The organism is Gemmatimonadaceae bacterium (assembly GCA_035533015.1).
Lineage (GTDB): Bacteria > Gemmatimonadota > Gemmatimonadetes > Gemmatimonadales > Gemmatimonadaceae > JAGWRI01.
This window is the reverse complement of record DATLUQ010000012.1, coordinates 1-24,911: the sequence shown is the minus strand read 5'-3', so window position 1 is coordinate 24,911 and position 24,911 is coordinate 1. Positions and strand designations below refer to the sequence as shown.

15 protein-coding genes are annotated in these 24,911 nt (G+C 68.4%); 11 read left to right on the top strand and 4 right to left on the bottom strand.

Annotation, left to right across the window (positions count from 1 at the left end; genetic code table 11):
• Nucleotides 1-286: 286 nt before the first annotated feature.
• The 5 genes from VNF92_02010 to VNF92_01990 all read left to right on the top strand — a co-directional run bounded on the left by VNF92_02010 (nt 287) and on the right by VNF92_01990 (nt 9,509).
• Nucleotides 287-1,600: an efflux RND transporter periplasmic adaptor subunit gene (locus VNF92_02010; GenBank protein HVA56637.1), complete on the top strand. Its 1,314-nt coding sequence runs from the start codon at nt 287-289 to the stop codon at nt 1,598-1,600.
• Nucleotides 1,597-4,770, top strand: a complete 3,174-nt coding sequence (locus VNF92_02005; protein HVA56636.1) for an efflux RND transporter permease subunit — start codon at nt 1,597-1,599, stop codon at nt 4,768-4,770. Before VNF92_02010 ends, VNF92_02005 begins: the two co-directional genes overlap by 4 nt.
• A 4-nt stretch (nt 4,771-4,774) precedes the next feature.
• A complete protein-coding gene (locus VNF92_02000; GenBank protein HVA56635.1) occupies nt 4,775-7,888 on the top strand; it encodes an efflux RND transporter permease subunit in 3,114 nt (1,037 codons plus the stop codon).
• A 71-nt stretch (nt 7,889-7,959) separates the two neighbouring features.
• Complete coding sequence (locus VNF92_01995) at nt 7,960-9,213, top strand: SGNH/GDSL hydrolase family protein (protein HVA56634.1); 1,254 nt, start codon at nt 7,960-7,962, stop codon at nt 9,211-9,213.
• 14 nt (nt 9,214-9,227) lie between these two features.
• Nucleotides 9,228-9,509, top strand: coding sequence for a rhodanese-like domain-containing protein (locus VNF92_01990; GenBank protein ID HVA56633.1), 282 nt, complete (start codon nt 9,228-9,230; stop codon nt 9,507-9,509).
• A 57-nt stretch (nt 9,510-9,566) separates the two neighbouring features.
• Here the strand turns inward: VNF92_01990 and VNF92_01985 are convergent, their stop codons facing one another.
• Entirely contained in the window at nt 9,567-10,799 is a 1,233-nt protein-coding gene (locus VNF92_01985) for a M20/M25/M40 family metallo-hydrolase (GenBank protein HVA56632.1), read from the bottom strand.
• Nucleotides 10,800-10,890: 91 nt separating this feature from the next.
• The gene (locus VNF92_01980) at nt 10,891-12,945 is read right to left on the bottom strand and encodes a M1 family metallopeptidase (protein ID HVA56631.1); all 2,055 of its coding nucleotides are present in this window, start codon (nt 12,943-12,945) and stop codon (nt 10,891-10,893) included.
• 124 nt (nt 12,946-13,069) lie between these two features.
• Between VNF92_01980 and VNF92_01975 the strand changes: the two genes are divergently transcribed.
• From VNF92_01975 to VNF92_01965, 3 genes are all read left to right on the top strand, one after another.
• Nucleotides 13,070-14,341: an MFS transporter gene (locus VNF92_01975; protein HVA56630.1), complete on the top strand. Its 1,272-nt coding sequence runs from the start codon at nt 13,070-13,072 to the stop codon at nt 14,339-14,341.
• Nucleotides 14,342-14,490: 149 nt separating this feature from the next.
• Complete coding sequence (locus tag VNF92_01970; GenBank protein HVA56629.1) at nt 14,491-14,841, top strand: Ig-like domain-containing protein; 351 nt, start codon at nt 14,491-14,493, stop codon at nt 14,839-14,841.
• 10 nt (nt 14,842-14,851) lie between these two features.
• On the top strand, nt 14,852-15,553 hold the full coding sequence (locus VNF92_01965) for a hypothetical protein (protein HVA56628.1): 702 nt from the start codon (nt 14,852-14,854) through the stop codon (nt 15,551-15,553).
• Nucleotides 15,554-15,589: 36 nt separating this feature from the next.
• Here the strand turns inward: VNF92_01965 and VNF92_01960 are convergent, their stop codons facing one another.
• The gene (locus VNF92_01960) at nt 15,590-16,510 is read right to left on the bottom strand and encodes a pirin family protein (GenBank protein HVA56627.1); all 921 of its coding nucleotides are present in this window, start codon (nt 16,508-16,510) and stop codon (nt 15,590-15,592) included.
• A 175-nt stretch (nt 16,511-16,685) separates the two neighbouring features.
• Here VNF92_01960 and VNF92_01955 point away from each other — a divergent pair, with 175 nt between their 5' ends.
• Entirely contained in the window at nt 16,686-18,443 is a 1,758-nt protein-coding gene (locus tag VNF92_01955; protein ID HVA56626.1) for a hypothetical protein, read from the top strand.
• Nucleotides 18,444-18,460: 17 nt separating this feature from the next.
• Here the strand turns inward: VNF92_01955 and VNF92_01950 are convergent, their stop codons facing one another.
• Nucleotides 18,461-19,309: a sugar phosphate isomerase/epimerase gene (locus VNF92_01950; GenBank protein HVA56625.1), complete on the bottom strand. Its 849-nt coding sequence runs from the start codon at nt 19,307-19,309 to the stop codon at nt 18,461-18,463.
• A gap of 208 nt (nt 19,310-19,517) precedes the next feature.
• Between VNF92_01950 and VNF92_01945 the strand changes: the two genes are divergently transcribed.
• The gene (locus tag VNF92_01945) at nt 19,518-23,264 is read left to right on the top strand and encodes a carboxypeptidase-like regulatory domain-containing protein (GenBank protein HVA56624.1); all 3,747 of its coding nucleotides are present in this window, start codon (nt 19,518-19,520) and stop codon (nt 23,262-23,264) included.
• A 52-nt stretch (nt 23,265-23,316) separates the two neighbouring features.
• Nucleotides 23,317-24,675 (top strand): hypothetical protein, encoded by a 1,359-nt coding sequence (locus VNF92_01940; GenBank protein HVA56623.1) that lies wholly within the window; start codon nt 23,317-23,319, stop codon nt 24,673-24,675.
• Nucleotides 24,676-24,911: the final 236 nt, after the last annotated feature.

Genomic DNA, 24,911 nt, shown 5'->3' with positions numbered 1-24,911 from the left:
ATAAGTCCATTCGGTGCATGCGATTAGGCGTTGCGACCCGGGCGAGCGCCGCGGCGCGGCCGGGGTTTCGGTGGGGGATGGCTGGCGTCGACGGTTGCGCGCCGGGCCACCGCTGCTCGACCGCCGCCGGCGAGCGGCGAGCAACCGTCGAAATTTCAAACGTCCGGGGGGGCTCGGACGTATGATGTGATGGGAACGAGATGGGCCGCGCCGATCCTCGTTGGCAGGGAAGATCGGTGCGCCACGTTCTACTTTTTTGCGACCCTTACTTCCGGCACCGTACTCGATGCAATCCAAGCAGTCATTTTCGCGCGCGATCCTCGTCGTTCCGGCGTTGGGCGCCGCGTTTGCAGTCGCGGCCTGCTCCAAGGCGCCGCAACGCCCCGCGCACACTCCAGTGACGGTGAGCGTCGTCGCCGCCCGGCGGGCCGACATTCCATACATCGTTCAGGCCAACGGCATCGTCACGCCGATCCAGACCGCGAACGTGGCGCCGCAGGTGAGCGGAATCGTGACGCGGGTGGCGTTCCAGGAAGGTCAGGAGGTGACCAAGGGGCAGGTGCTCTTCCAGATCGATCCCGTGCCCTACCAGGCCACCTACCAACAGACGCTCGCGACGTTCGAGCGCGATTCGGCCACCGCCGCCAATGCCCGCAGCGAGCGCGACCGCTACCGGAAGCTGGTCGCCATGGGCGTGATCACCGAAGAAGAAGCCGATCAGTACGAGACCACCGCCGCCACCACCGCTGCCAGCATGCGCGCCGACGCGGCTCAGGTCGCGAGCGCGAAGTTCAACCTCGACAATACGACGGTGCGGGCCCCCATCTCGGGCAAGACGGGCAGTGTGCTCGTGCGCGTAGGAAACCTGGTGTCGGCCGCAGGCGGCCAACCGCTCGTGGTGATCAACCAGGTGCGGCCGATCACCGTGCGGTTCTCGCTGCCGTCATCCGAACTGCCCAAGTTGCAGCGCTACGCGCTCAAAGGTGGGCTTCCGGTCACCGCGCTTCCCGGGGGCGGCACCGCGGGCGCCGCGCCGTTCGACACGACGACGACCGCCTCGCCGATGGACGAATCGTCCCCCGTGGCCGATGCGCTGGCCGCGCAGCAGGGCGCGGACGTCAGGCCCGAAACGGGGGAGTTGACGTTCATCGACAACGCGGTGGACACCACTACGGGAACGGTGCAACTCAAGGCGACGTTCGCCAACCGGGACGAAGCGCTGTGGGTGGGCCAGTTCGCGTCGGCCAGCATGCGGCTGTACGTGGAGCGGGGGGCCCTGGTCGTGCCCGCGCAGGCCATCCAGAGCGGGCAGCAGGGTACGTACGTGTACACGCTCGACGCCGACAACAAGGCGCAGCAGCATCCGGTGGTGGTCGAGCGCACGGCGAGCGGCCTCGCCGTGATCGCGGCCGGGCTGGCCGAGGGCGACCGGGTGGTGACCGAAGGCCAGTCGCGGCTGACGCCGGGCGCGGTGGCGACGTTGCGGAGCGCGTCCGACACGGGGGCGATGACGGCCAAGCGCGGCCAACGGGGCGGCGCAGGCGGCGCGGGCGGCGTGGGTGGAAGTTCGGCGGCGCGCGGTGGGGCCACCGGCGGATGACCGTGCAGGACGGTGGCAACAAAGCCGGCGCGCGGCCCGGCGCGGGGGCAATGAGCGTCACGGGGCTCTTCATTCGCCGCCCGGTCATGACGACGCTCCTCATGCTCGGCGTCCTGGTGTTCGGCGTGTATTCCTATCGCACGCTGCCGGTGAGCGATCTCCCGATCACCGACTCCCCGAGCATCGGCGTGGGCGCCAGTTTGCCGGGCGCCAGTCCCGAGACCATGGCGGCCACGGTCGCGACGCCGCTCGAGAAGGCATTCTCGGCCATCGCCGGCATCGACGAGATCACGTCGAGCAGCTCGCTCGGCTCCACGAACGTCAGCCTCACCTTCTCGCCCGATCGCGACATCGACGCGGCGGCGCAGGACGTGAACGCGGCCATCTCGCAGGCCATGCCGGCACTGCCGGCGGGAATTCATCCGCCGTCGATGCACAAGCAGAACCAGGCGGCGGCGCCGATCCTGTTCCTGGCGCTGACTTCGGCGGTGCTGCCGATGCAGCAGGTGGACGAGTACGCCGAGACGGACATCGCGCAGCGGCTGTCCATGGTGGAAGGCGTGTCCGAGGTGCAGGTGTGGGGCTCGGCGAAGTACGCCGTGCGCGTCGAGCTCGATCCCGCCAGGCTGGCGGCCCGCGGCATCGGCGTGTCGCAGGTGGCGGCGGCGATCCGCAACAACAACGTGATGCTCCCCACCGGGGTGCTCTACGGGCGCAATCGCACGGTCACCGTGCAGGCGACCGGCCAGCTGTCGAACGCCGACCAGTTCCGGAAGTTGATCATCGCCTATCGCAATGGCGGCGCGGTGCGGCTGGGCGACGTGGCCAACGTGCTCGACGACATCCAGAACGACAAGGGTGCGAGTTGGATCGGCGACGAACGCGCGATCGGCCTGGCGGTAATGCGTCAGCCGGGCGTGAACACCGTGGCCGTGGCCGCGGGGGTGAAGGAAGCGTTGGCGGAGATCGAGCGGGGGCTCCCGCCCACGATCACGGTGCACGTGCAATACGATCGTTCGGTGTCGATCCAGGCATCGGTGCACGACGTGAAGTTCTCGCTCGTCCTGGCGCTGTGCCTGGTGGTGATGGTGATCTTCCTGTTCCTGCGGAGCGCCGTGGCCACGCTGATCCCGAGCCTCACGCTGCCGATGTCGATCATCGGCACGTTCTCGATCATGGCGATCCTGCACTTCAGCGTGGACAACCTGTCGCTGATGGCGCTCACGCTCGCCGTGGGGTTCGTGGTGGACGATGCGATCGTGATGCTCGAGAACATCGTACGCCATCTGGAGATGGGAAAGCCGCCGATGCGCGCCGCGTTCGACGGCGCGCAGGAGGTGGGGTTCACGATCCTGTCGATGACCCTGTCGCTGTCGGCGGTGTTCATCCCGCTGATGTTCATGGGCGGGCAGATCGGGCGGCTGTTCAGAGAGTTCGCGATCACGATCTCGGTGGCGATCCTCGTTTCGGGGTTCGTCTCGCTCACGCTCACCCCCATGTTGTGCAGCCGGCTGCTCAAGGCGAAGAGCGAGGAGCGCCACGGCCGCTGGTTCGACGCCACCGAGCGGATGTTCCAGCGGACGTTGCATGCGTATGAGCAGAGTCTGGCATGGGTGATGCGGCACCGCCGGTACGCCCTGGCCTTCTCAGTCGTGATCCTCGTGCTGACGGCCGGGCTGTTCATCATCATTCCCAAGGGGCTGTTCCCGCCCGACGACACCGGGCAGCTCAACGGTTCGACCGAGGCGGCGCAGGGCACGTCGTTCCCGGAGATGGAGCGGCTGCAGAAGATCGCGATGGCGCGGCTGGCCACCGATTCCAACGTCCAGTCGTTCAGTTCGTGGGTCGGGGGCGGGTTCGGGTCCTCCAACCAGGGACGGCTGAATGTGACGCTCAAGCCGGAGGGGCAGCGGCCGTCGGCGGACGACATGGTCAACGAACTGACGCAACGCCTCTCGGGCATCCCCGGGCTCGCCGTCTACTTTCAGAATCCGCCCGCCATCCACATCGGGGGCCGCTCGGCGAAGGCCCAGTATCAGTTCACCCTGCGCGCCAACGATATCGACACGCTGTACGCCGAGGCCGGGAAGTTGATGGAGCGGATGCAGCGGGTGCCGCTGCTCACCAGCGTGACGTCGGATCTCGAGAACCGCGCTCCGATCCTGCAGGTGCACATCGACCGCAACCGTGCGCTCTCGCTGGGCGTGACGCCGGCGGCGATCGAACAGGCCCTGGCCGACGCCTATAACGAGCAGCAGGTGTCCACCATCTACACCCCGACGAACGAGTACTGGGTGGTCATGGAGACGGTCGCCGCGGCGCAGACCGACGCCAACGTGCTCAAGCGGTTCTTCGTGCCGGGCTCCAACGGCCGCATGATCCCGTTGTCGGACGTGGCGACGTTCGAGCACACCGAGGGACCGCTCAGTGTGGCGCACTCCGGCCAGATGGCGTCGGTGACGATCTCGTTCAACCTCGCGCCCAACGTGTCGCTGGGCACCGCCGTGGACGCCGTGAACCGCCTGGCGCGCAGCACGCTTCCGGCGACGATCTCGGCCAGCTTCTCCGGCGCCGCCCAGGCGTTCGAGGCGTCGCAGCAGGGGATGGGCCTCCTGTTCCTGATCACGGTATTCATCATCTACATCATTCTCGGAATCCTGTACGAGAGCTTCATCCACCCGATCACGATCCTCACCGGTCTGCCGTTCGCGGCGTTCGGGGCGCTGTTGGCGCTCTGGATCACGCACGTGGAGCTCGGCGTGTACGGCTACGTCGGGATCATCATGCTCGTGGGCATCGTCAAGAAGAACGCGATCATGATGATCGACTTCGCGATCGCCGCCGAGCGCGAGGACCACTGCACGCCCGCCGAGGCGATCGTGCGGGCCGCAAGCGTGCGGTTCCGGCCGATCATGATGACGACCGTGTCGGCCATCGCCAGCACGCTGCCGATCGCGATCGGCGTGGGGGCGAGCGCCGCGTCGCGGCGGCCGCTCGGCGTCGTGGTCGTGGGCGGGCTCGCCTTCTCGCAGATCGTGACGCTCTACGTCACGCCGGTGTTCTACACCTACCTCGACGAACTGCAGGGCTGGACCGGCCGCGTATTCGCGCGTGCCACCGGCGCCACCACCACCGCGGGCGGCCAGCCGGTCCCGGCGGCGGGCGACTGACCCCATGAATTTCACGACGCTGTTCATCAAACGCCCCGTCATGACCACGCTCGTCATGGTGGGCATTCTCGTATTCGGCATCGTGGCCTACCGGCAGCTGCCGGTGAGCGACCTGCCGAACGTCGACTTCCCGACGATCACGGTCACGGCCACGCTGCCGGGCACCAGTCCGCAGACGATGGCGGCCACCGTCGCCACGCCGCTCGAGAAGCAGTTCTCGACCATCGCCGGCATCGACAACATGACGTCGACGTCGAGCGTCGGGCAGACGCAGATCGTGGTCCAGTTCGCGCTCGACCGCGACATCGACGCCGCCGCGCAGGACGTGCAGGCCGCGATCGCCCAGACCGTGCGCAGCCTGCCGCAGGGCATCGTGCCGCCGTCTTACCAGAAGTCGAATCCCGCCGACGCGCCCATTCTCACGCTGGCCCTCACCTCCACCCAGGTCCCGCTGTCCACGCTCGACGAGATCGGCGAGACGACGCTGGCCCAGCGGCTGTCCATGGTGGGGGGCGTGGCCCAGGTACTGGTATACGGCGCGCAGAAGTACGCCGTCCGCGTGCAGCTCGACCCGGCGCAGCTCGCCACGCGCGGCATCGCGCTCGAGGACGTGGCCACGGCGATCGCCGCTCAGAACGTGAACCTGCCCACCGGCGTGTTGTGGGGCCCGAAGACGGCGCTCACCGTGCAGGCCACCGGACAGCTCTCCAACGCCGATCAGTTCCGCGACGTGATCGTGGCCTACCGCAACGGCGCGCCGGTGCACCTGAGCGAGCTCGGCCGGATCACCAACGACGTGCAGAACGACAAGACGGCCAGCTGGTACAACGGGCAGCGGTCGATCGTGCTCGCCATCCAACGGCAGCCGGGCACCAATACGGTGGACGTGGCCAATCGCGTCAAGGCGTCGATCGCCCGCCTGCAGGCGGAGATCCCGCCCACGGTCAAGGTGTCCACGCTCTACGATCGCTCGGTCACGATCCAGGCGTCGGTCCACGACGTGACGTTCACCCTGGAACTGACGCTGGTGCTCGTCGTCCTCGTGATCTTCTTCTTCCTGCGCAACCTCTCGGCCACGATCATTCCCAGTCTCGCGCTGCCGATGTCGATCATCGGGACGTTCTCGGTGATGTACCTGCTGAACTACAGTCTGGACAACCTGTCGCTGATGGCGCTCACCCTGGCGGTGGGCTTCGTGGTCGACGATGCGATCGTCATGCTCGAGAACATCGTGCGTCACCTCGAGATGGGGAAATCCAAGCGACAGGCGGCGATCGACGGAGCCGCCGAGGTGGGATTCACCATCCTGTCGATGACGTTCTCGCTGGCCGCGGTGTTCATTCCGTTTCTCTTCATGGGCGGCATCATCGGCAAGCTGTTCCACGAATTCGCGGTCACGATCGGCGTAGCGATCCTGGTGTCGGGCTTCGTGTCGCTGACGCTCACGCCCATGCTCTCCAGCCGCTTCCTGCGCTCGGAGCACAACCGCGTGCACGGGCGGCTCTACCTGCTCGTCGAGCGGTTCTTCGACGGGTGGCTGGGCATCTACGAGCGCACGCTGGCGTGGGTCATGCAGCGGCGGCCGGCGGCGCTGGCATTCTCGCTCGTCACGCTGGTCGTCACCGGCTGGCTGTTCTGGGCCGTTCCCAAGGGGCTGTTCCCGTCCGACGATACCGGGCAACTCCTCGCGACCACCGAGGCCGCGGAGGGCATCTCGTTCGACGCCCTCTCGCTGCGGCAGCAACAGGTGGCGGCGGTCGTGGCGCAGGATTCCGACGTACGGTCGGTGACGTCGGCGGTCGGCACGACGGCGGCGGCCAACCAGGGGCAGCTGACGATCGACCTCAAGCCGATCACCGAGCGGCACCGCAGCGCCGACGAGATCGCGCGCGACCTCACGCGCGCCGTGGCCAGCGTGCCCGACATCGCGGTCTTCATCGAGAATCCGCCGGCCATTTCGATCGGCGGCCTCGCGTCCAAGAGCCTCTATCAGTACACGCTCCAGAGCGCCAACATGGGCGCGCTCGACACGGCGGCCCGCGCGCTCGAGGCGCGGCTGCGAAAGCTCCCGATCCTCACCGACGTCACCAGCGACCTGCTGATCAACAATCCACAGGTGACCGTGGACATCGATCGCGAACAGGCCGGACAACTGGGCGTGTCGGCGGCCGAGATCGAGAACACCCTCTACGACGCATTCGGTCAACGGCAGGTGTCCACGATCTACACGTCCACCAACGAGTACTGGGTGGTGATGGAGTTGATGCCGCAGTACCAGTCCGACGTCGGCGCGCTGGGGGGGCTGTGGGTGCGGTCGTCGCGCGGGCCGCTGGTACCGCTGTCCACCGTGGCGCGGTTCGACGACAGCGTGGGGCCGGTCACCGTGAACCACTCGGGCCAGCTCCCGTCGGCGACGATCTCGTTCAATCTGGCGCCCGGGGTGTCCCTGGGCACCGCGCTCACCGCGGTCACGCAGGCGTCGGCCCGGATCCTGCCCGCCAACATCACCGGCAGCTTCTCGGGCATCGCCCAGGCGTTCATGGACACGCAGGCGGGGCTGGCGGTGCTTCTCATCCTCGCCGTGTTCGTGATCTACGTGATCCTCGGCGTGTTGTACGAGAGCTTCATCCATCCGGTCACGATCCTCACCGGACTGCCCTTCGCGGCGTTCGGGGCGCTGAGCACGCTCTGGCTGGCGGGACTCGATCTCGACATCTACGGGTTCGTGGGTGTGATCATGCTCATCGGAATCGTGGAGAAGAACGCGATCATGATGATCGATTTCGCCATCGAGGCGCAGCGCGGGAGCGGGAAGTCGCCGCGCGAGGCCATCCTGGAGGCGGCGAGCGTGCGCTTCCGTCCGATCATGATGACGACCATGGCCGCGCTCATGGGCGCCATCCCGATCGCCGTGGGGTGGGGCGCCGGCTCGGCCACGCGGCGGCCGCTGGGCGTGGCCGTCGTGGGGGGCCTGGCGTTCTCGCAGCTCGTGACGCTGTACGTGACGCCCGTGTTCTACACGTACCTGGACGAGCTGCAGACCTGGTTCTCGCGCGGACGGGCGGCCGCCCGGGACAGTGGCGGCGCCGCGATTCCCGAGGCCGTTCCGGGCGACTGATGTGCGCGCCGGGCTTCCGAAGCCAGCGCCCGATGCGTTAGTCTGAACGTTCACCGACGACCATTGCTCAGATGAAACGCTTCTTTCCCGCCCTCGTGGCGCTGCTCACGGCGGCCGCCGCTCCACCGGCCGCCGCCCAGGGGAGCGCGCCGCCGCACTGGATCGCCACCTGGGCCCCGAGCGCGTCGTGGATGCCGGCGCGGCCGCCGGCCGGCACCGTCGATCCCGTGCCCACGTACGTGAACCGCACGTTGCGCGAGATCGTGCACACCACGCTCGGCGGCGACAGTGTGCGAGTGCGGCTGTCCAACGAATACGGTGACCGCCCCCTCGTGATCGGCGATGCCCGCGTGGCGTTGCACGCCGTTGGGGCGAATGCGATCGCCGGTTCCGACCGGGCGCTCACCTTCGGCGGTCGCGCCACGGTGACCATCGGGGCCGGCGCCGCGGTGGTCAGCGATCCCATCGCGTATCGCGTACCGGCGCTGGCTGACCTCGTCGTGAGTCTCTATCTCCCCGACTCCGCGCGAACCTCCACGCGCCACCTGCTGGGGCTGCAGACCAACTACGTGTCGGGGCCCGGCGACGTCGCGGCCGCCGCCGCGTTCGCGCCCGACACGACGCTCGACATGTGGGTCTTTCTCACCGGGGTGGACGTGACGAATCCGCTGGCGGCGGGCGCCATCGTGGCGATCGGGAACTCGATCACCGACGGCTACCAGTCCACGCCCAACGCGAACCACCGTTGGCCGGACGACCTGGCCCAACGGCTGCTCATGACACCGGGCGCCCCGGTCATGAGCGTCGTGAACGCGGGGATCTCGGGCAATCGCGTGCTGAACCCGGGGGCGGGACCGAGCGCGCTGGCGCGATTCGGCCGCGACGTGCTGCTGCAGCCCGGAGTGCGGGACGTGATCGTGATGGAGGGCATCAACGACATCGGCCGCGCGAACGACTCCAGGAACCCGGACGACTCGGTGAGCGCCGAGCAGATCATCTTCGGGCTGTCGCAGTTAGCCCAGCGGGCGCACGAGCGCGGGCTCACGGTACTCGGCGCCACGCTCACACCGTTCGAGGGCTCCGGGGACTACTACTCGCCGGCGTCGGAAGCCAAGCGGCAGGCGGTGAATGCCTGGATCCGCACCGGCGGGGCGTTCGACGGCGTCATAGATTTCGACGCCGTGACGCGCGATCCGAGTCATCCGGCGCGATTCCTGCCGGCCTATGATTCGGGAGACCATCTGCACCCGGGCGACGCCGGCTACCGCGCCATGGCCGAGTCCGTCGACCTCGGACTCTTCCGGGCGACCCCGGGCCATCATTAGCCAGGCATCGATTCATGAAGTATCGCAACAAGACGGTGACCGTCGTGATCGACGTCCGATCGCGACTGGAGTTCGTGTTCGGCCACGTGCCGGGCGCCGTGTGCATCCCGGTGCAGAAGGTGGGGCGCGAGGCGCTTGCGCAGCGCGGCATTCCGCCGGACGCGTCGATCCTGGTGTACTGTGCCAGCGGCTCACGGTCGGCGATGGCGGTGGACGTGCTCAAGCGAGCCGGCTACAAGCGCGTGGTGGACGGCGGCGGCCTCGCCGCCGTGCGGCGCGACCTCAAACACGACTGACGCCGGCGCGCCGCGCATCCGGCACGCCGGCGTCGCCGGCCGAAACGGATCGGCGGCCTATTTCTGGATCGTGGCGCCGGTGAGTTCGGCCACCGCGGCCAGCGTGGTCTGGGCCGCGTTGAGGCCCAATCGGAAATCCTTGTCGTGGTAGGTCGTGTAGACGTCGGTGGGCTGGTGCCAGTTGGGATCCCAGCCGGCGCCGATCTGCGTCCCGCGTTCGTTTTCACGAAGACTAATAGCCGGCACCAGGTCCTTGAACGGATCGGAGTCGGTGTTGGTCATGTGGCGGCCCACCTGGGCCGGATAGTCGGTGGCGTACTTCTCGTTGGCCGCCTCGAAGGTCCAGGCCAGCTGTTGCGACTCGGCGGCCATCTTGGAGTTCGATTGGAATTCGATGTTGACGTTCGCCTCGGGGCGTTGCTCCTTGCTCACCGTGCCGTCGGCCCGCGGCATGCCGTGGTCCCACAGCATCATGTCGTGCTGGATCATGCCCAGCCATCGGGGCTCGGGATACTTGCCGGAACCTGGCGGGTCTTCCTTGCCCTGCAGTGCGAATCGTTGGGCGATGTAGGCGCGGCTCCCGTTGAGGCCCGACTCCTCGTTGTTCCATAGAATGAAGCGGATCGAGCGTTCGGTCTTGACGTCCGGGTTGCTGAACACGCGCGCCAACTGCATGACGAGCGCCGCGCCCGAACCGTCGTCGTTGGCGGCCTGGCCCCAGCCGATGCCGTCCATGTGGCCGCCCACGATGTACATCTCGTCGGGGTGGGTGGTGCCGATCTTGGTGCAATACACCTCTTGCCGTTCGCCGGGCACGCTGGCCTCGGCGTCCTCGGCGCGGATGGCGAGGTCGGGCTGCTTGAGCGAGTCGTTGTTCACACCCGTGCGGGCGCGGATGCCGCGATACCGTCCGCCTCCCGACGCGATGTCGGACTCTGCGAAACCGCGGCCACCGCGACCACCGCGGCCCGCACCCCGACCGCGCGGCGGCGGGGGCTCGAACATGTAGGTGAGCCGCTCGACGTCCGTGCAGCCGTAGCTCTTGAGTTGGGCCTCGATCCAGTCCACCGCCTTGCGATTGCGCTCGGTGCCCTGGCGGCGGTCCCCGAAGGTGGTGAGGCCTTTGATGTTGGCCTTGTACTGGTCGAGGCTGAGGCGGCCGACGAGTGTGGCGATGGGATCGTTGGCCGGTGCGGCCTGCTCGGCGCCGCCCTGCGCCGTGGCAGGGGCGGGGGCGGCGAGCACTGCGGCGAGTCCGACGGTGACGGCAAATAGCGATGTGGCGCGCATGGCACTCCTCTGGGACGGCGGTCGGGCGGGGGACGAAGAAATCATACGCCGCGGCACCGGGGGTCGCCAGCGGGTGGCGCGGGCGCGCCGGTCACCGCGGCGTCCAGGTGAGGTGCGCGCGGTCCACGTACGGGAAGGCAGCATCCGGATCGATCTCCACCTTGATGATCGCCGGCCGCACCGCCACCCGCACCGTGGCCCGCCGGGCGCCGGCGAGCCACGCCTCCACCGGCACCTCCAGCCGCTGCACGCTGCCGTCGGCGCGCGTGACCGCGAGCGGCACCGGCATCGGCGCCAGGCCGCGATCGACGATCGTGATCGCCGCCGAATCGCCGTCGGCCGTCACCCCGGCGATGGCCTGGTCGAGCGGCCAGGCGTGGTAGAACCAGCTCTGCCAGAACCACGACAGGTCGCGCCCAGAAACGCTCGCCATGGTATTGAAAAAGTCATATGGCTGCGGATGCTTGCCGATCCAGCGGCGGCCGTATTCGACGAACGCGCGATGGAAGGTGTCGGGGCCGAGAATGGCGCGCAGCGCCGCCAGCGCCTGTGCCGTCTTGTCGTAGTACATGACGAAGTACAGATCCTGCGGGTACTCGTCGCCCGGCAGCATCAGCGGCGCATCGCCCCCGGCGCGCACGCTGCCCACGTAGAGCGCGCGCTGGCCCTGCTCGGAGTCGTTGGGGCGGCCGCCGCTGCGGGGCTCGGCGTACAGGGCGCGCATTCCCTGTGCCACGTCGAACTGCGTGAACCCCTCATCCATCCACGGATAGCGCGTCTCGTTGGACCCCACCTGCATCGGGAACCACATGTGCCCGGTCTCGTGCATCAGGTCGCCGGCCAGCGAGAGCGTGTCGGCCCACGGCTGCATCAGCGTCATCATCGGGTACTCCATGCCGCCGCTGTTGAGCACGCCTTCCATCGACGTCATCTTCGGCCACGGATACGGCCACAGATAGGCCGACAGCTGCTCGATCGCGTCGCGCGTGAACCGCGCGCCGCCCAACCGCCAGGCGGCGGCGGGCCCGGTGAGCGTGAAGAAGCTGTTGATGGCCACGGTGTCGAGCCCGCCGTTCACGAGGGCGCGCGTCGCGTCCCATGCATACTGGTCGCTCGTGCCCCACGCGAAGTCGCGCACGTCGGGGGCCACGAAGTGCCAGGTCGTGGTCGCGCCGCCCGGCCGGAACACCCCGGCAGCGCCCGGCGTGAGCACGCGCACCACGCGGCCGGTGCGCCGCGCGGCGGCCAGGCTGTCGCGCGCCGCGGGTGTGAGAATGGCGTCCGCGTTGGCGAGCGTGCCGGTGGCGTCAACCACCCACCCGTGCGGTACGGTGACGCGCACGTCGTAGTCGGCCGGATCCATGTAGAACTCGGCCTCGAGCAGGTACGGGTCGGTCACCCATCCGTCCACGTCGTCGTACACGGCGATCTCGGGATACCAGTAGCCCATGAAGTACACGTGCCCGTCGTGGCCCTCGCGTCCATCGGCCGGGGCCGGTGCCGGCGAGTACGACCAGGCGAACGTCAGTTGCACGCTGTCGCCCGGCAGCAACGGCCGGGCGAGCGGAATCCACATCACCGTGCCGTCCACGGCGTACTGCCCCACCATCGGCGGCTGCTCCGGTGGTGCCGTGATCGGCATCGCGGGGTTGCGATGGCGCTCGCCGACGATCGCGCGGCCGTTCACCGTCACGCGGCCGAGCGTGACGCCGCCCGTGATGGGCGCCGGCTGGCGCCGCGGCACGCCGGGCGCGAAGACGTTCTGCCGCAGATACACGGCGATCGTGCGCAGCGAGTCGGGTGAGTGGTTCACGTACTCCGCCGTCTCGCGCCCGGTCACGCGATTGCGCGCCGGGTCGAGCGTGGCGTCGATCGCATAGCGTGGGTGCTGCACCCAGTAGTTGGGGCCGGGGAGGCCGCTGCGGGTGCGCGTGCCGCGGGCCACGGCGCGACTGAAGGCGAAGGACTCGTACACCGGTCCCGGGGTGGGGCGGGGGCCGGCGGCGGTGGCGGCGGGGTCGAACGCCGGCGCAGACTGGGTCTGGGCGGCGGCGCGCGCCGCGAGGAGTGGGGCTGCGGCGAACGCGGCGGCGAATGCAAGGCGGATGGCGGGACGGCGGCTCGCCGGGAGCAGGTGGTTCGGCACGGGAACCTCATGAAGGCGTGGCGGACGCGATCCACCAAACTACAGCGGCGGGGCGCTGCGTGCCCCTCCAGCTTCCACGTGCCGAATTCGCGCCGCGACCGCCCCTTCCGTATGTTCGCCGGTCATGGCGCCCGCCGAATCCGCGATTTCAGAGGAGTTGCTTCCCCCGGTGGCGGACGGCGGCACATCGTCGCCCCCCGCAGCCCGCCACCCGTGGGTATGGGCGGTACTCTACTTTCCGTTCGGGATGTCGTTCGGCTTCCCCTCCATCGCACTCGGCTACCTCGCGGTGCGGGCCGGCGTCTCGGTTTCGGCCATCGCCGGCGTGGTGGGCATGACGCTGCTCGCGTCCGGGTGGAAATTCGTGTGGGCACCGGTGGGCGACTACACGCTCACGCGCAAGGCGTGGTACCTGATCGCCATCGCGACCGTATCGGCGGGGTTCATCGCGATCACGGTCGTGCCGCTCTCACGGCAGACCATGCCTCTGCTCTCACTACTCGTCCTGTTGTCCAGCGTGGCGGCGACGTTCGTGGCGTTTGCCACCGAGGGCTTGATGGTGCACAACACGCCGGTCGCGGCGCGGGGGCGGGCGGCGGGGTGGTTCCAGTCGGGCAACCATTTCGGGCAGACGGCGGGCGGGGGACTGGGGCTCTGGCTCATGCAGCACACGCCGGCGCCGTGGATGGCGGGCGCCGGGCTGGCGGTGGTGCTCTTCCTGTGCGCGCTGCCGTTGCTGCTCGTCGAGGAGCCCGAGCGCCCGCGCCCCGGGGTGTCGGTCGGCGCGCGCGCGCGCGACGCATGGCGGGAACTCGTGGGGATCATGCGCTCCAAGGCAGGGCGCATCGCGTTGCTGCTCGCCATCCTGCCCATCGGCACCGGCGCGGCCAAGGACCTCTTCGGCTCGCTCGGCCCGGAATGGCACGCGTCGGCAGATACTGTTTCACTAATACTTGGGCTTGGTGGCGGAATCGCGATCGTCGCCGGGTGTTTCGCCGGAGGGCGGCTCGCCGACCGGATCCACAAGCCGACGGCGTACGCGGTGAGCTGCGCGCTGGGGCTCGTGGCCTGCGTGGTCATGGCCTGGTCGCCGCGGACCGCGCTCGGCTACACGGTATCCACGCTGTTCTACACGTTCACGCTGGGCATGGTGGCGGCGTCGTTCACCGGACTCGTGCTGGCGATCGTGGGGCACACGGCGGCGGCCACGAAGATCAATCTCTTCTTCGCGATGAACACGCTGTTCACGCTCGGCGTGCTGCGGATCGACGGCTGGGCGCACGACGCATGGCACACGAACGGGATGCTGTACACGGAAGCGGTACTCGGTGTGGCGGCGCTGATGCTGTTCGCGTGGATCGTGGGCAGGATCCGGGGGGCGGAGGCGGCCGCCTAGGAGCGCGTCGTACGCCGGGCTCGGCCGTCACCAACGCGCCGGCTGATCGGCATGCCACCGGTTGGGCCTTGCGGAGCCTCGGAATCGGGGTATCAGTGTACATGCAATACGTGACACGCCAATCCAGAACTCCGGAGGCTCGGATGAGAATGTCACGCTTGATTGCAGGGCTCGTGTTCGCGGGTGCGGCGGGGTGTGGGGCGAAGACGACGACGGCGGCCAACATGGCCGAGAATTGCGGGAACTCTTTGCAGACGGCGATCGTCTCGCCGTTGAGCGTGACGTTGAATGTGGGCGACACGCTGCGCTTCTCGGCGTCGATGCCGGGATGCACCCCGGCGCCGCAGTTCCGATGGTCGTCGTCATCGCCCGCAGTGGTCAGCGTGGACTCGCTGACCGGGCTCGCCACGGCGCACGCGGTTGGAACGGTCGCCGTCACGGCAGTGCCGACTTTCGACCGCACCATCGTCGGAGCATCGACCGTTCGGGTCGTCCAGTAGGGCCGGTGTCATGACTTCCACACGGTCGGCGGCCGGGGCCGCGCGCGCCGTCGTCGCTTCATGGAGCGGCGGCAAGGATTCGACCTTGATGCTCGAGTCCTTGCTCGCGGATCCCGACGTCGAGGTCGTGGCGCTTCTCACCACCGTGACGGCCGGCTACGACCGCGTCAGCATCCACGGCGTGCGGCGCGCGATCCTCGACCGGCAGGCGGCGGCGCTCCATCTGCCGTTGGAAGTGGCCGAGATCCCGATGCAGTCGTCCAACCCCGAATATGAGGGGGCGTTTTCCCATGCGCTGGCGCGGCTGCGCGAGCGGTGGCCCGGGCTCGACACGGTGGCGTTCGGCGATCTGTATCTCGTCGAAGTGCGCGAATATCGTGAGGCGCTCCTGGGCCGCCTCGGCTGGGAGGGGCTCTACCCGCTCTGGGGCCTGGATACGCGCCAGCTGGCGCACGAGTTCATCGCGCGCGGCCACCGGGCGATTCTCACCTGCGTGGATACGACACAGCTCGCCGCGAGCTTTGCCGGGCGCCCGTACGACGAGGCCTTGCTCGCCGATCTTCCGGCCACGGCCGATCCGTGCGGAGAGAACGGCGAGTTCCATTCGTGCCTGGTGGGCGGCCCGCTGCTGAGCGACGAACTGCCGGTGCGGCTCGGGGAGCGCGTGCTCCGTGACGGCCGGTTCCAATACTGCGATCTCATGCTGGACTGACCGGCGATCGGGCGGCGCCCGTCGTGGGCCCCCGCCTCACGCGTGCTTGATGAACGTCCCCCGGTTCAGCTCGTCGAGTGCCTGCCGCAGCTCCTGCTGCGTGTTCATCACGATCGGCCCGTACCACGCCACCGGCTCGGCGATGGGCTTGCCCGACACGAGCAGAAACCGGATCCCCTCGTCGCCGGCCTGCACGGTCACCTCGTCGCCGCTGTCGAACAGCACCAGGCTCCGATTGCCCGCGGTGTCGCGCACCGTCTCCTCGGCCACCGTGGCGCCGTTGTCGCCCACCCGCTCGGTGAGCGCACCGAACGGATCGGACGCGCCGCTGAACGTGCCGCTCCCCTCGAACACGTACGCGAACGCGTGCCGGTACGTCTCCACCGGCAGCGTCTTGCGCACGCCGGCCGGCACGGACACGTCGAGATACTGCGGCTCGGCGGCGATGCCGTCCACGGGGCCCGTCTTGCCCCAGAAGTCGCCGCACACCACGCGCACGATCGTGCCGTCGTCGTCCGTGATCTCGGGGATGTCCTTCGATCCGATGTCCTGATAGCGCGGGTCGGTCATCTTCCGCGACGCGGGCAGATTGCCCCACAGCTGGAACCCATGCATCCGTCCGGCCGCGTCGCCCGTGGGCATCTCCTGATGAAGAATCCCACTGCCCGCGGTCATCCACTGCACGTCGCCCGCACCCAGCGTGCCCGAATTGCCCAGGCTGTCGCCGTGGTTCACGGTGCCTTTGAGTACGTACGTGATGGTTTCGATGCCGCGGTGCGGATGCCACGGAAACCCGCGCAGGAAGTCCTCCGGCTTCTCGTTCCGAAAGTCGTCGAACAGGAGGAACGGGTCGAACTCCTCGGTGGCCCCGAAGCCGAACGCGCGACGGAGCTTGACCCCCGCCCCTTCCATGGTGGGCGTGGCTTCGACGATGCGCTTGACGGGTCTGATCGACATGGGTCCTCCGGGACTCCCTGGCCCGGGAATCGGGCCCAACGGTCAATCTAGAAAGTCTGGCAAGGGGGGGCTGGTTCCGGGTCGCCCGCGCCCCCGCGCCTCGCTATCATAGGAAGAGCGCCCGCTCCCCGGCACGCTTCGCCAGGAACCCGCCATGCTCCGTCATCTGAGACCGATGGCCTCATCGGCCATCCTGCTCGCCATCGCCGCGTTCGTGGCGGCCGACCGCTACAGCGCCGCGCGCGCGGCGGCCGCCGTATCGCACCCGCTCGTGGCCACGCACGACGTGCTGTTCAGCGCGGCCGTCCATCACGACCTGTCTCGCCCGCTCGGCACGCTTCCGTCAATGACCGGGGCCGCCGCCGAGCCGACGCCGACTCTCGACCCACTGCCACCCTACGCGCTGGCCCCTGATTCGCTCGACGACAGCGTTGCCGACGGAAGGGTGGTGCCGCCGCCCATCACCACGCCCCCCGGTTCGGCGGCGGTCGAACAGCGGACCCAGGGGCGCGAAGCGGCCCCCGCGATCGTCGCCGGCTTCGACGGGCTGGGCGCCGGGTTCGAGGGGCCGCAAGGCGCGGCGCGTCTGCGGAATCCGTCGGACAACACCCTGGCCGTGGGGCCGGACCATATCGTGCAGATCGTGAATAGCCGCATGGCCATCTTCACCAAGAAGGGCGCCACCTTCGACACCACGGGCAAGGTGCTCTACGGCCCCGTGGAAACGCGCAGTGTGTTCGCGGGATTCCCCGGCGCCTGCTCCAGCCACAACAACGGCGACGCCGTGGTGCGGTACGATCAGCTGGCCGGCCGGTGGTTGATCGTGATGCCGATCTTCACCAGGCTGTCGCCCGCCGACTCCACGCTCGCGCGCGGCGACACGGCGGCGGGGCACTACGCGATGTGCTATGCGGTGAGCGCGGGCGCGAGTCCGTTCGGGCCGTACTACCGATACGAGTTCAGCCGCCATCTCTTTCCCGACTATCCGCGCCCCGCGGTATGGCCCGACGCGTACTACGTGGCCACGAGCAGCGGCGACAATGTCATCCAGAAAACCGTATGCGCCGTGGATCGCGCTCGCATGTTGATCGGCGAGCCCGCCACCGAGCAGTGCGTTACCGTGGACGGCGCGAACTTTCTCAACGTGGCCGACCTGGACGGCACGCAGTTGCCCGACGCCGGCGCTCCGGCCATCGTGATGGCGGCCGGCGGCACACAACTCAAGGGCGTGATGGAGGACGACGGGGTGTACGTCTGGCGGTTCCACGTGGACTGGAAGGATTCCACCCGAACATCGCTGTCGGGGCCCGTGAAGATCGGCGTGGCTCCCTACCACTATCTGTGCGACGGCCAACTCTCGGACTGCGTACCGCAGCCCGGCACCGATCGCCGGCTCGATGCACAGGGCGACAAGCTGATGGCCCGCCTCACCTATCGTCGCATCGGCGACCAGCAATCGGTGGTCGCGGTGCATTCCGTGAACACCACGGAGGGTGCCGGCGGGGTGCGTTGGTACGAGTTCCGGCTGGGCGCGAGCGGCACGCTGTCGCTGTACCAGCAGGGCACCTTCGCGCCCGACAGCGACTACCGCTGGATGGGAAGCGCGGCGATGGACGGAGCGGGAAACATCGGCATCGGTTACTCGTTCGGCGGAGCGAACGTGTTTGCCGGCCAGCGATTCGCCGGGCGGCTGGCGGGCGATCCCCCGGGACAACTTGCGCTTCACGAAGCCGTATTGGCCGACGGCGAAGCCGCCCAGACGGCCACTCGCCGGTGGGAAGACTACAGCCAGACCGCCGTGGACCCGAGTGACGATTGCACGATCTGGTATGTGGGCGACTATTACAGGAAGGGCGCCGACACGTACTCCACGCGGGTTGGCGGATTCCGGATGCCCGGATGCCCGGATGCGGAAAGGACAGTAGGACAGTAGGCCGGTGAGACGGCGATCTAGAAGGCGAGTTTGGACAGGTACTCGTAATTGGAGCGCGCGCTCGCCAGTTCGTCGGCTGGACTCTCCTGCTCCACGTAGCAGGGTTTGGCATCGATATCCGTGACGGCGCCGAGCAGCGCGCTCAGGTCGAGCACGCCGGCGTCCAGTTCCGTGTCGTGCGTCCGGTCGGCCACCACGTTCTTGACGTGGAAGGTCCAGTAGCGGTCGCCGTACCGTTTCAGATACGCCATCGGGTCACCACCGCCCACGACCATGTTCCCGAAATCGAGCTGGAGGCGGACGATCTTGGGATCGGTGCGCTCGATGAAGAGGTCGTACGGGATCTGCCCATCGATGGGATGCACGTGCTCGGGCTCGTTGTGCTGGGCCAGCCAGATGCCGGCGGTCCGGGCCGCGGCGCCGGCGGTGTTGAACACGTCCGCCCAATGTCGCCACGCGTCGAGCGACGTCTTGGTCTCGTCGGGCAGGCTGGGCACGATCAGGTACTGGTGGCCCAGGTACTTCGCCTGATCGAGCGCTCTGGCCCAGTCTCCCAACAGGAGTTCGGGCGCGATGTGCGCCGAGGGCGCCGTGAGTCCGAGCCCGTCGAGCGTGGAGCGAACCTGCGCCGGCGTCTGCCCGAAGTTGTCGAACGTCCAGAGCAACTCGACATCCCGGTATCCGATGTCGCGCACGGCGGCGAGGGTGCCGGTGGGGTCGCGTTTCATGGCGTTGCGCACGGAGTACAGTTGCAGGCCGACGCGGTCCAGGTGCCGCGCTGTTCCGAAATCGAACGGTGCGCGTCGGGCGAAGGCCAACCCGGCCATCGAGAGGCCGAGCGAGTGGAGAAAGGTGCGCCGCTGCATGCCCGAATGTGGTACGCGGGACCCGGACGCGCCAGCGGCCGCGGGCAGCGATGGCGCAGTAAACCCTGATGGCGCAGGCCGGGACCAAGAGGTCGTTCCGTCGGGATTCGCGTCGTCCACGGGCCGGGCCGGCGGGTGTTAGAATTCGGATCGCTGGCGACCTCCCCGCGAACTCGATCAGGCGCCACCACCCCCTGGGATCATCCCCGTGCCCGCTCGGCGCATTCTGCAATCACTGGCTCTCGTGGCGGCCGCCCTCATCCTCGCGCGACCCGTGCTGGCGCAGGGCGCCGACGTCATCCGCGGCCAGGTCACGAGCCCCGAGTCGCTGCCGGTGCCCAATGCGATGGTGTCGGCCACCTCGATTTCCGGAAACGTGACGCGCACGGCACGGACCGATCGCGACGGCCGGTTCACGATCATCTTTCCGAACGGCGACGGCGACTACATGGTGGCGTTCAACGCCGCCGGGTTCGCGCTCAAGCGGTTCGAGGTCAAGCGTACGGCCGATCAGGAGATTCTCGTAGCCGATACGAAGCTATCGCGCACCGTGGCCACGCTCGACACGGTTCACGTACAGGCCGGTCGTACGCGGCCCAACCGCTACGAGACGCCACCCGACATCGGCGGCACCGAGCGCACCGTGAACAGCAACGCGCTGACGGCCGCCCAGCAGGGAGACCTGGCGGCGATGGCGGCGTCGCTGCCCGGCGTGCTCTTCGTGCCGGGCGCGAATGGCGATCCCTCGGGCTTCTCGGTGCTCGGCCTGGACGGCAGCCAGAACACGAACACGCTCAACGGCATGGATTTCAGCGGGTCGAACATCCCGCGCGACGCCCAGGTGAGCAGTTCGCTCGTCACGGCGCCGTACGACGTGTCGCGCGGCGGGTTCAGCGGCGGACAGTTCAACATCACCACCGCGTCGGGCACCAACTTCATCAACCGGTCGGCGAGCGTGGTGTTCGACGCGCCGCAGTTGCAGTGGACCGATCCGGCGGCGCGCGCGCTCGGCCAGCAGTACACGAATGTCAATCTCAGCGGTGGCCTGTCGGGGCCCATCCAGTTCGACAAGTCATTTTACAACTTCTCCTATCAGCTCGGCCAGCGGGCCAATCCGTGGCGGTCGTTGCTCAATACCGACGCGCTCGGCCTGGAGACGGCGGGCATCGCGCCCGACTCCGTGCGCCGGCTGCTCGGCATCCTCCAGCAGGACCAGGTGCCCGCCACCGTGCGCGGCGTGCCCGGCCAGCAGCTCACCGATCAGGGCGTGGTGCTGGGCAGCTTCGACTTCGCGCCGCCCACGTCGACGTCCGGCCAGGCCCTCGACGTCACGGTGAACGGCAGCTGGTTCAAGTTCAATCCGTTGTCCCTCGGCACCACCCAGTTGCCGGCGAGCAGCGGCTCGATGACCAACTGGAACGCGGGCGTCCAGGCCCGCCATTCCGCCTACTTCGGATTCGGCATCCTCACCGAGACCGGCCTCTCGGTGAGCGGCTCGCGCCGGTACGCGACACCCTACCTCGAGTTGCCGAGCGGAAACGTACTCGTGAACTCCGACTTCCCCGACGGCACGGCGGGCGTCCAGACGGTGGGCTTCGGGGGCAGTTCGTTCCTCCACACGAGCAACGCCAGCCGGAGCGTGGATCTGACCAACCACCTGTCGTGGTTCAGTCTCGACAACAAGCATCGGATCGAGCTCACCAGCGAGATCCGCCAGGACGGCTACACGCTCGATCAGACCACCAATCCGCTGGGCACCTTCACGTATAACTCGCTGGGTGAACTCGCGTCGGGAGCGCCGGTGTCGTTCACGCGCACCCTGCGGCCCCGCACGCGGAGCGGCGATGAATGGGTGGGCGCCGTGTCCCTGGGCGATTCCTACCGGTACAGCCCGGATCTTCAGGTGCAGTACGGCGTCCGCCTGGACGGCAATCAGTATGGCTCGGCGCCCAACGCCAACCCGCTCGTGGCCCAGACGTTCGGCGTGGCCAACGACCTCGTGCCCAATCGCGTCTACGCGAGCCCGCGCATCGGATTCTCGTGGAGCTACGGCATGGCGCCGCAGATCGGCGGGTTCCTGGGCGCCGTGCGCGGCCCCCGCGCCGTCGTGCGCGGCGGCATCGGCCTGTTCCAGAACGTGGGGCGCGTGACCGACATCGGATCGGCCGTGGACAACACGGGCCTGGCGAGCGGCCTGCAGCAGCTCACCTGCGTGGGCGCGGCAGCTCCGGTGCCCGATTGGAGCAGCTACCTCGCCGATCCGGCGTCCATTCCCACGACGTGCGCGGGCGCCGGCAGCGGCACCGTGTTCTCCAATTCGGCGCCCAACGTGACCCTGTTCGCGCACGACTACAACGCGCCGCGCAGCCTGCGCTCCAACCTGCAGTGGACCGGGGCGATACTCGACAACCGCTTCAACGCCACGTTCGGCGCCACGTACTCGCTCAACGTCAACCAACAGTCGTCCGTCGACCTCAACTTCGACCCCAACGCGGCGTTCCGGTTGGCCAGCGAAGGCAACCGGCCGGTGTTCGTGCAGCCGGGGAGCATCGTGCCCATCACGGGCGCCATCGCGTTCAACGACGCCTACCGGTCGCCGCTGTTCAACCACGTGACGGAGATGCTCTCCGATATGCAGTCGCGCAGCGCCCAGTTCACGGCCCAGATCGCACCCGCCTCGTTCAACACCAATTACAGTTGGAGCCTGTCGTACACGTACCAGGACATCCGCGAGCGCACGCGCGGTTTTGGCGGTGGCAGCACGGCCGGCAACCCACTCGACGTGTCGTGGAGCCGGTCGAGTTTCGATTCCCGGCACCAGATTCAGTACAGCCTGGGCTACAACTTCTTCGATTGGGTGCGCGTCAACTGGTACGGCAACATCCGGTCGGGCACTCCGTTTACGCCGATGGTCGCCACCGATATCAATGGCGATGGGTACGCCAACGACCGCGCCTTCGTCTTCGACCCGGCGCACACCACCGACCCGACGCTCGCCGCCGCCATGCAGTCGCTGCTCGCATCGTCGTCGGGCCGGGTGCGCGACTGCCTCGAAGGGCAGCTCGGCCGGGTCGCAGGACGCAACAGCTGCGAAGGCCCGTGGACCACCTCGGCGAGCCTCACGTTCTCGTTCAACCCGATCAAGGTGCACATGCCGCAGCGGGCCACGCTGTCGTTCCAGATCGCCAATCCGCTGGGCGCCGCCGACCTCCTGCTGCACGGCCAGAACCACACGCACGGCTGGGGCCAGTCGGCCGTTCCCGATGCGTCCCTGCTCTACGTGCGGGGGTTCGATGGCCAGACGCAGAGCTACCTGTACCAGGTGAACCAGCGGTTCGGCGCCACCAATCCGCAGTTCACCACGGCCCGGTCGCCGGTCACGCTCACGGCCATGCTGCGCGTGGACGTGGGGCCTGCCCGCGAGCGACAGCTGCTCACCCAGCAACTCGATCGGGGCCGCACGCACGACGGCATCAAGCTCAGCGAGCCCATCCTGCGCGCCCTGTATGGAAACGGCGGCCTCACCAACCCGATGACCGTGATGCTGCGGCAGCTCGATACCCTGGGGCTCACCCCGCGGCAGGCCGACAGCGTCGCCACGCTCAACCGGTGGTACGTGATCCGGTTGGATTCCATCTGGACGCCCATCACCAGATACTTCGCCGGTCTTCCCGATCGGTTCGACGAGGATCAGGCCTACGACCGGTACCGGCGCGGGCGCGAGGGATCGGTGGATCTGTTGCTCAAGCTCGCGCCCGCCATCAAGGGGCTGCTCACGCCCGAACAGCGGCGCAAGCTGCCCGCTATCGTGGCCAGCTACCTCGATCCACGCTATCTCGCGGCTATTCGTTCGGGCACCGCGGGGCTTGCCAACTCCGGATTCGGCCCGAACGCCGGCACGTCCTTCACGGTAGATGCCGGGGGCGGCGGCATGCGCGTTATCATCAGCAGGTAACTTTCCGCGCCGCCGCCCGCGTGCGCCCCGCCGCAATCACTGGAGCCAGATCATGATCCGCCGACTCGTCCTCTTCCTCGGCCTGTGGGCTACCGCCATGGCGGCGCCGGCCCTCGCCCAGCAATCGCTGCCGCCGATCCGCCCGCTCGGGCCCATCGAGCACGTATCCACGGTGCCCATGCGCGCGGTCTCCGCGGTGCGCGAACTGAGCGGACGCCGGGTGCTCGTCAACGACATCGTCTCGCATCGCGTGCTGCTGTTCGACTCCACGCTGTCGCACGCCACGCCGGTGGCCGACTCCACCGCCAGCACGGCCAACGCGTACGGGAACATGCCGGGCGGGCTCATCCCATATCGCGGCGATTCGACGTTGTTCATCGATCCCGCGTCGCTGTCGATGCTGGTGTTCGACGACTCGGGCAAGGTCGCACGCGTGATGGCGGTGCCGCGTCCCAACGAGGCCATCTATCTGATCGGCGGTCCGTTCGGGATGTCCGGATTCGATCCCGCGGGCCGCCTGGTCTATCGCGGAAACACCAACCTGGTGCGCACGCCGTCGAGTCCGGCGGATGTCAAGAGTTTCACGCCCCAGTTCCCCGATTCGGCGCCGATCGTGCGGGTCAACCTTGCCACGCGCGGCGAGGACACGGTGGCGTTCTTCAAGATTCCCCCAACGAAGATGGTCGTCGTGCGCAACGACAACGGATTCACGGCCAGTGCGATCGTGAACCCGCTGCCGATCGTGGACGACTGGGCGCTGCTCCCCGACGGCACGGTGGCGGTGGTGCGCGGCAGCGATTTTCACGTCGACTGGTACCACCCGGACGGCACGACCGCGTCGTCGCCCAAGATTCCCTTCGACTGGCAGCGGCTCACGGACGACCAGAAGGCGGCCGTCATCGATTCCGCCAAACAGGTCATGGAACAGCGGCGCCAGGAGCGAATCGCCGCGCTCGACTCCACGCGGAAACTCACCGGCAACGGGCAGCAGCAGCGGGTCACGGTCGGGGGCGATCCGGGCGGCGGCGGTGGTGGCATGGGCGAGATGGTGATGGTCATGCGCACCGACGGCGGCGGGCGGGGCGGTGCACCGCCCCTGCGCGGCGGCGCGGCCACCCAGATCACGATGCCGCCGCTGCAGTTCGTGGCGCCCTACGAGCTGCCGGACTACCGGCCGGCATTCGGCGCCGGCGCCACGCGGAGCGACCTGGACGGCAATCTGTGGATCCGCACGTCGCAGGCCAGCGACGGCCGGCCGGTGTACGACGTGGTCAACCGTCAGGGTCAGCTCACCGATCGCGTCCAGCTTCCGGCGTACCGCACGATTGCCGGATTCGGGCCCGGGGTCGTGTACATGGGCGTCACCGACAGCGTGGGTGTGGTGCACCTCGAACGGGCGCGTATCAAGTAAGCTGGCGCGCGGGTCCGAGGCCGCGGTTCTACCGGCGGTCCGTCAGGGGACTGCTGATGGACTGGGGGGCGTTCTGCTCCCACTATTTGGATGTGTGAATGTCGGGGATCTGACGACCCGTTCTCGCGGCCTGCGGCGCGGCGTGCTCGCATGCGCCCTGTTGGCGACCGCGGCGGTCGTTCCGGCGCAATCGGTCGACGTGCGCGCGGTGCGTGAGGGTTCGCTGGTTCGCCTCC

What these genes read in the sequence shown, in the direction of transcription:
- VNF92_02010 (HVA56637.1), top strand. Translation starts at nt 287, where the DNA reads ATGCAATCCAAGCAGTCATTTTCGCGCGCGATCCTCGTCGTTCCGGCG.
- VNF92_02005 (HVA56636.1), top strand. Translation starts at nt 1,597, where the DNA reads ATGACCGTGCAGGACGGTGGCAACAAAGCCGGCGCGCGGCCCGGCGCG.
- VNF92_02000 (HVA56635.1), top strand. Translation starts at nt 4,775, where the DNA reads ATGAATTTCACGACGCTGTTCATCAAACGCCCCGTCATGACCACGCTC.
- VNF92_01995 (HVA56634.1), top strand. Translation starts at nt 7,960, where the DNA reads ATGAAACGCTTCTTTCCCGCCCTCGTGGCGCTGCTCACGGCGGCCGCC.
- VNF92_01990 (HVA56633.1), top strand. Translation starts at nt 9,228, where the DNA reads ATGAAGTATCGCAACAAGACGGTGACCGTCGTGATCGACGTCCGATCG.
- VNF92_01985 (HVA56632.1), bottom strand. Translation starts at nt 10,799, where the DNA reads ATGCGCGCCACATCGCTATTTGCCGTCACCGTCGGACTCGCCGCAGTG.
- VNF92_01975 (HVA56630.1), top strand. Translation starts at nt 13,070, where the DNA reads ATGGCGCCCGCCGAATCCGCGATTTCAGAGGAGTTGCTTCCCCCGGTG.
- VNF92_01970 (HVA56629.1), top strand. Translation starts at nt 14,491, where the DNA reads ATGTCACGCTTGATTGCAGGGCTCGTGTTCGCGGGTGCGGCGGGGTGT.
- VNF92_01965 (HVA56628.1), top strand. Translation starts at nt 14,852, where the DNA reads ATGACTTCCACACGGTCGGCGGCCGGGGCCGCGCGCGCCGTCGTCGCT.
- VNF92_01960 (HVA56627.1), bottom strand. Translation starts at nt 16,510, where the DNA reads ATGTCGATCAGACCCGTCAAGCGCATCGTCGAAGCCACGCCCACCATG.
- VNF92_01955 (HVA56626.1), top strand. Translation starts at nt 16,686, where the DNA reads ATGGCCTCATCGGCCATCCTGCTCGCCATCGCCGCGTTCGTGGCGGCC.
- VNF92_01950 (HVA56625.1), bottom strand. Translation starts at nt 19,309, where the DNA reads ATGCAGCGGCGCACCTTTCTCCACTCGCTCGGCCTCTCGATGGCCGGG.
- VNF92_01940 (HVA56623.1), top strand. Translation starts at nt 23,317, where the DNA reads ATGATCCGCCGACTCGTCCTCTTCCTCGGCCTGTGGGCTACCGCCATG.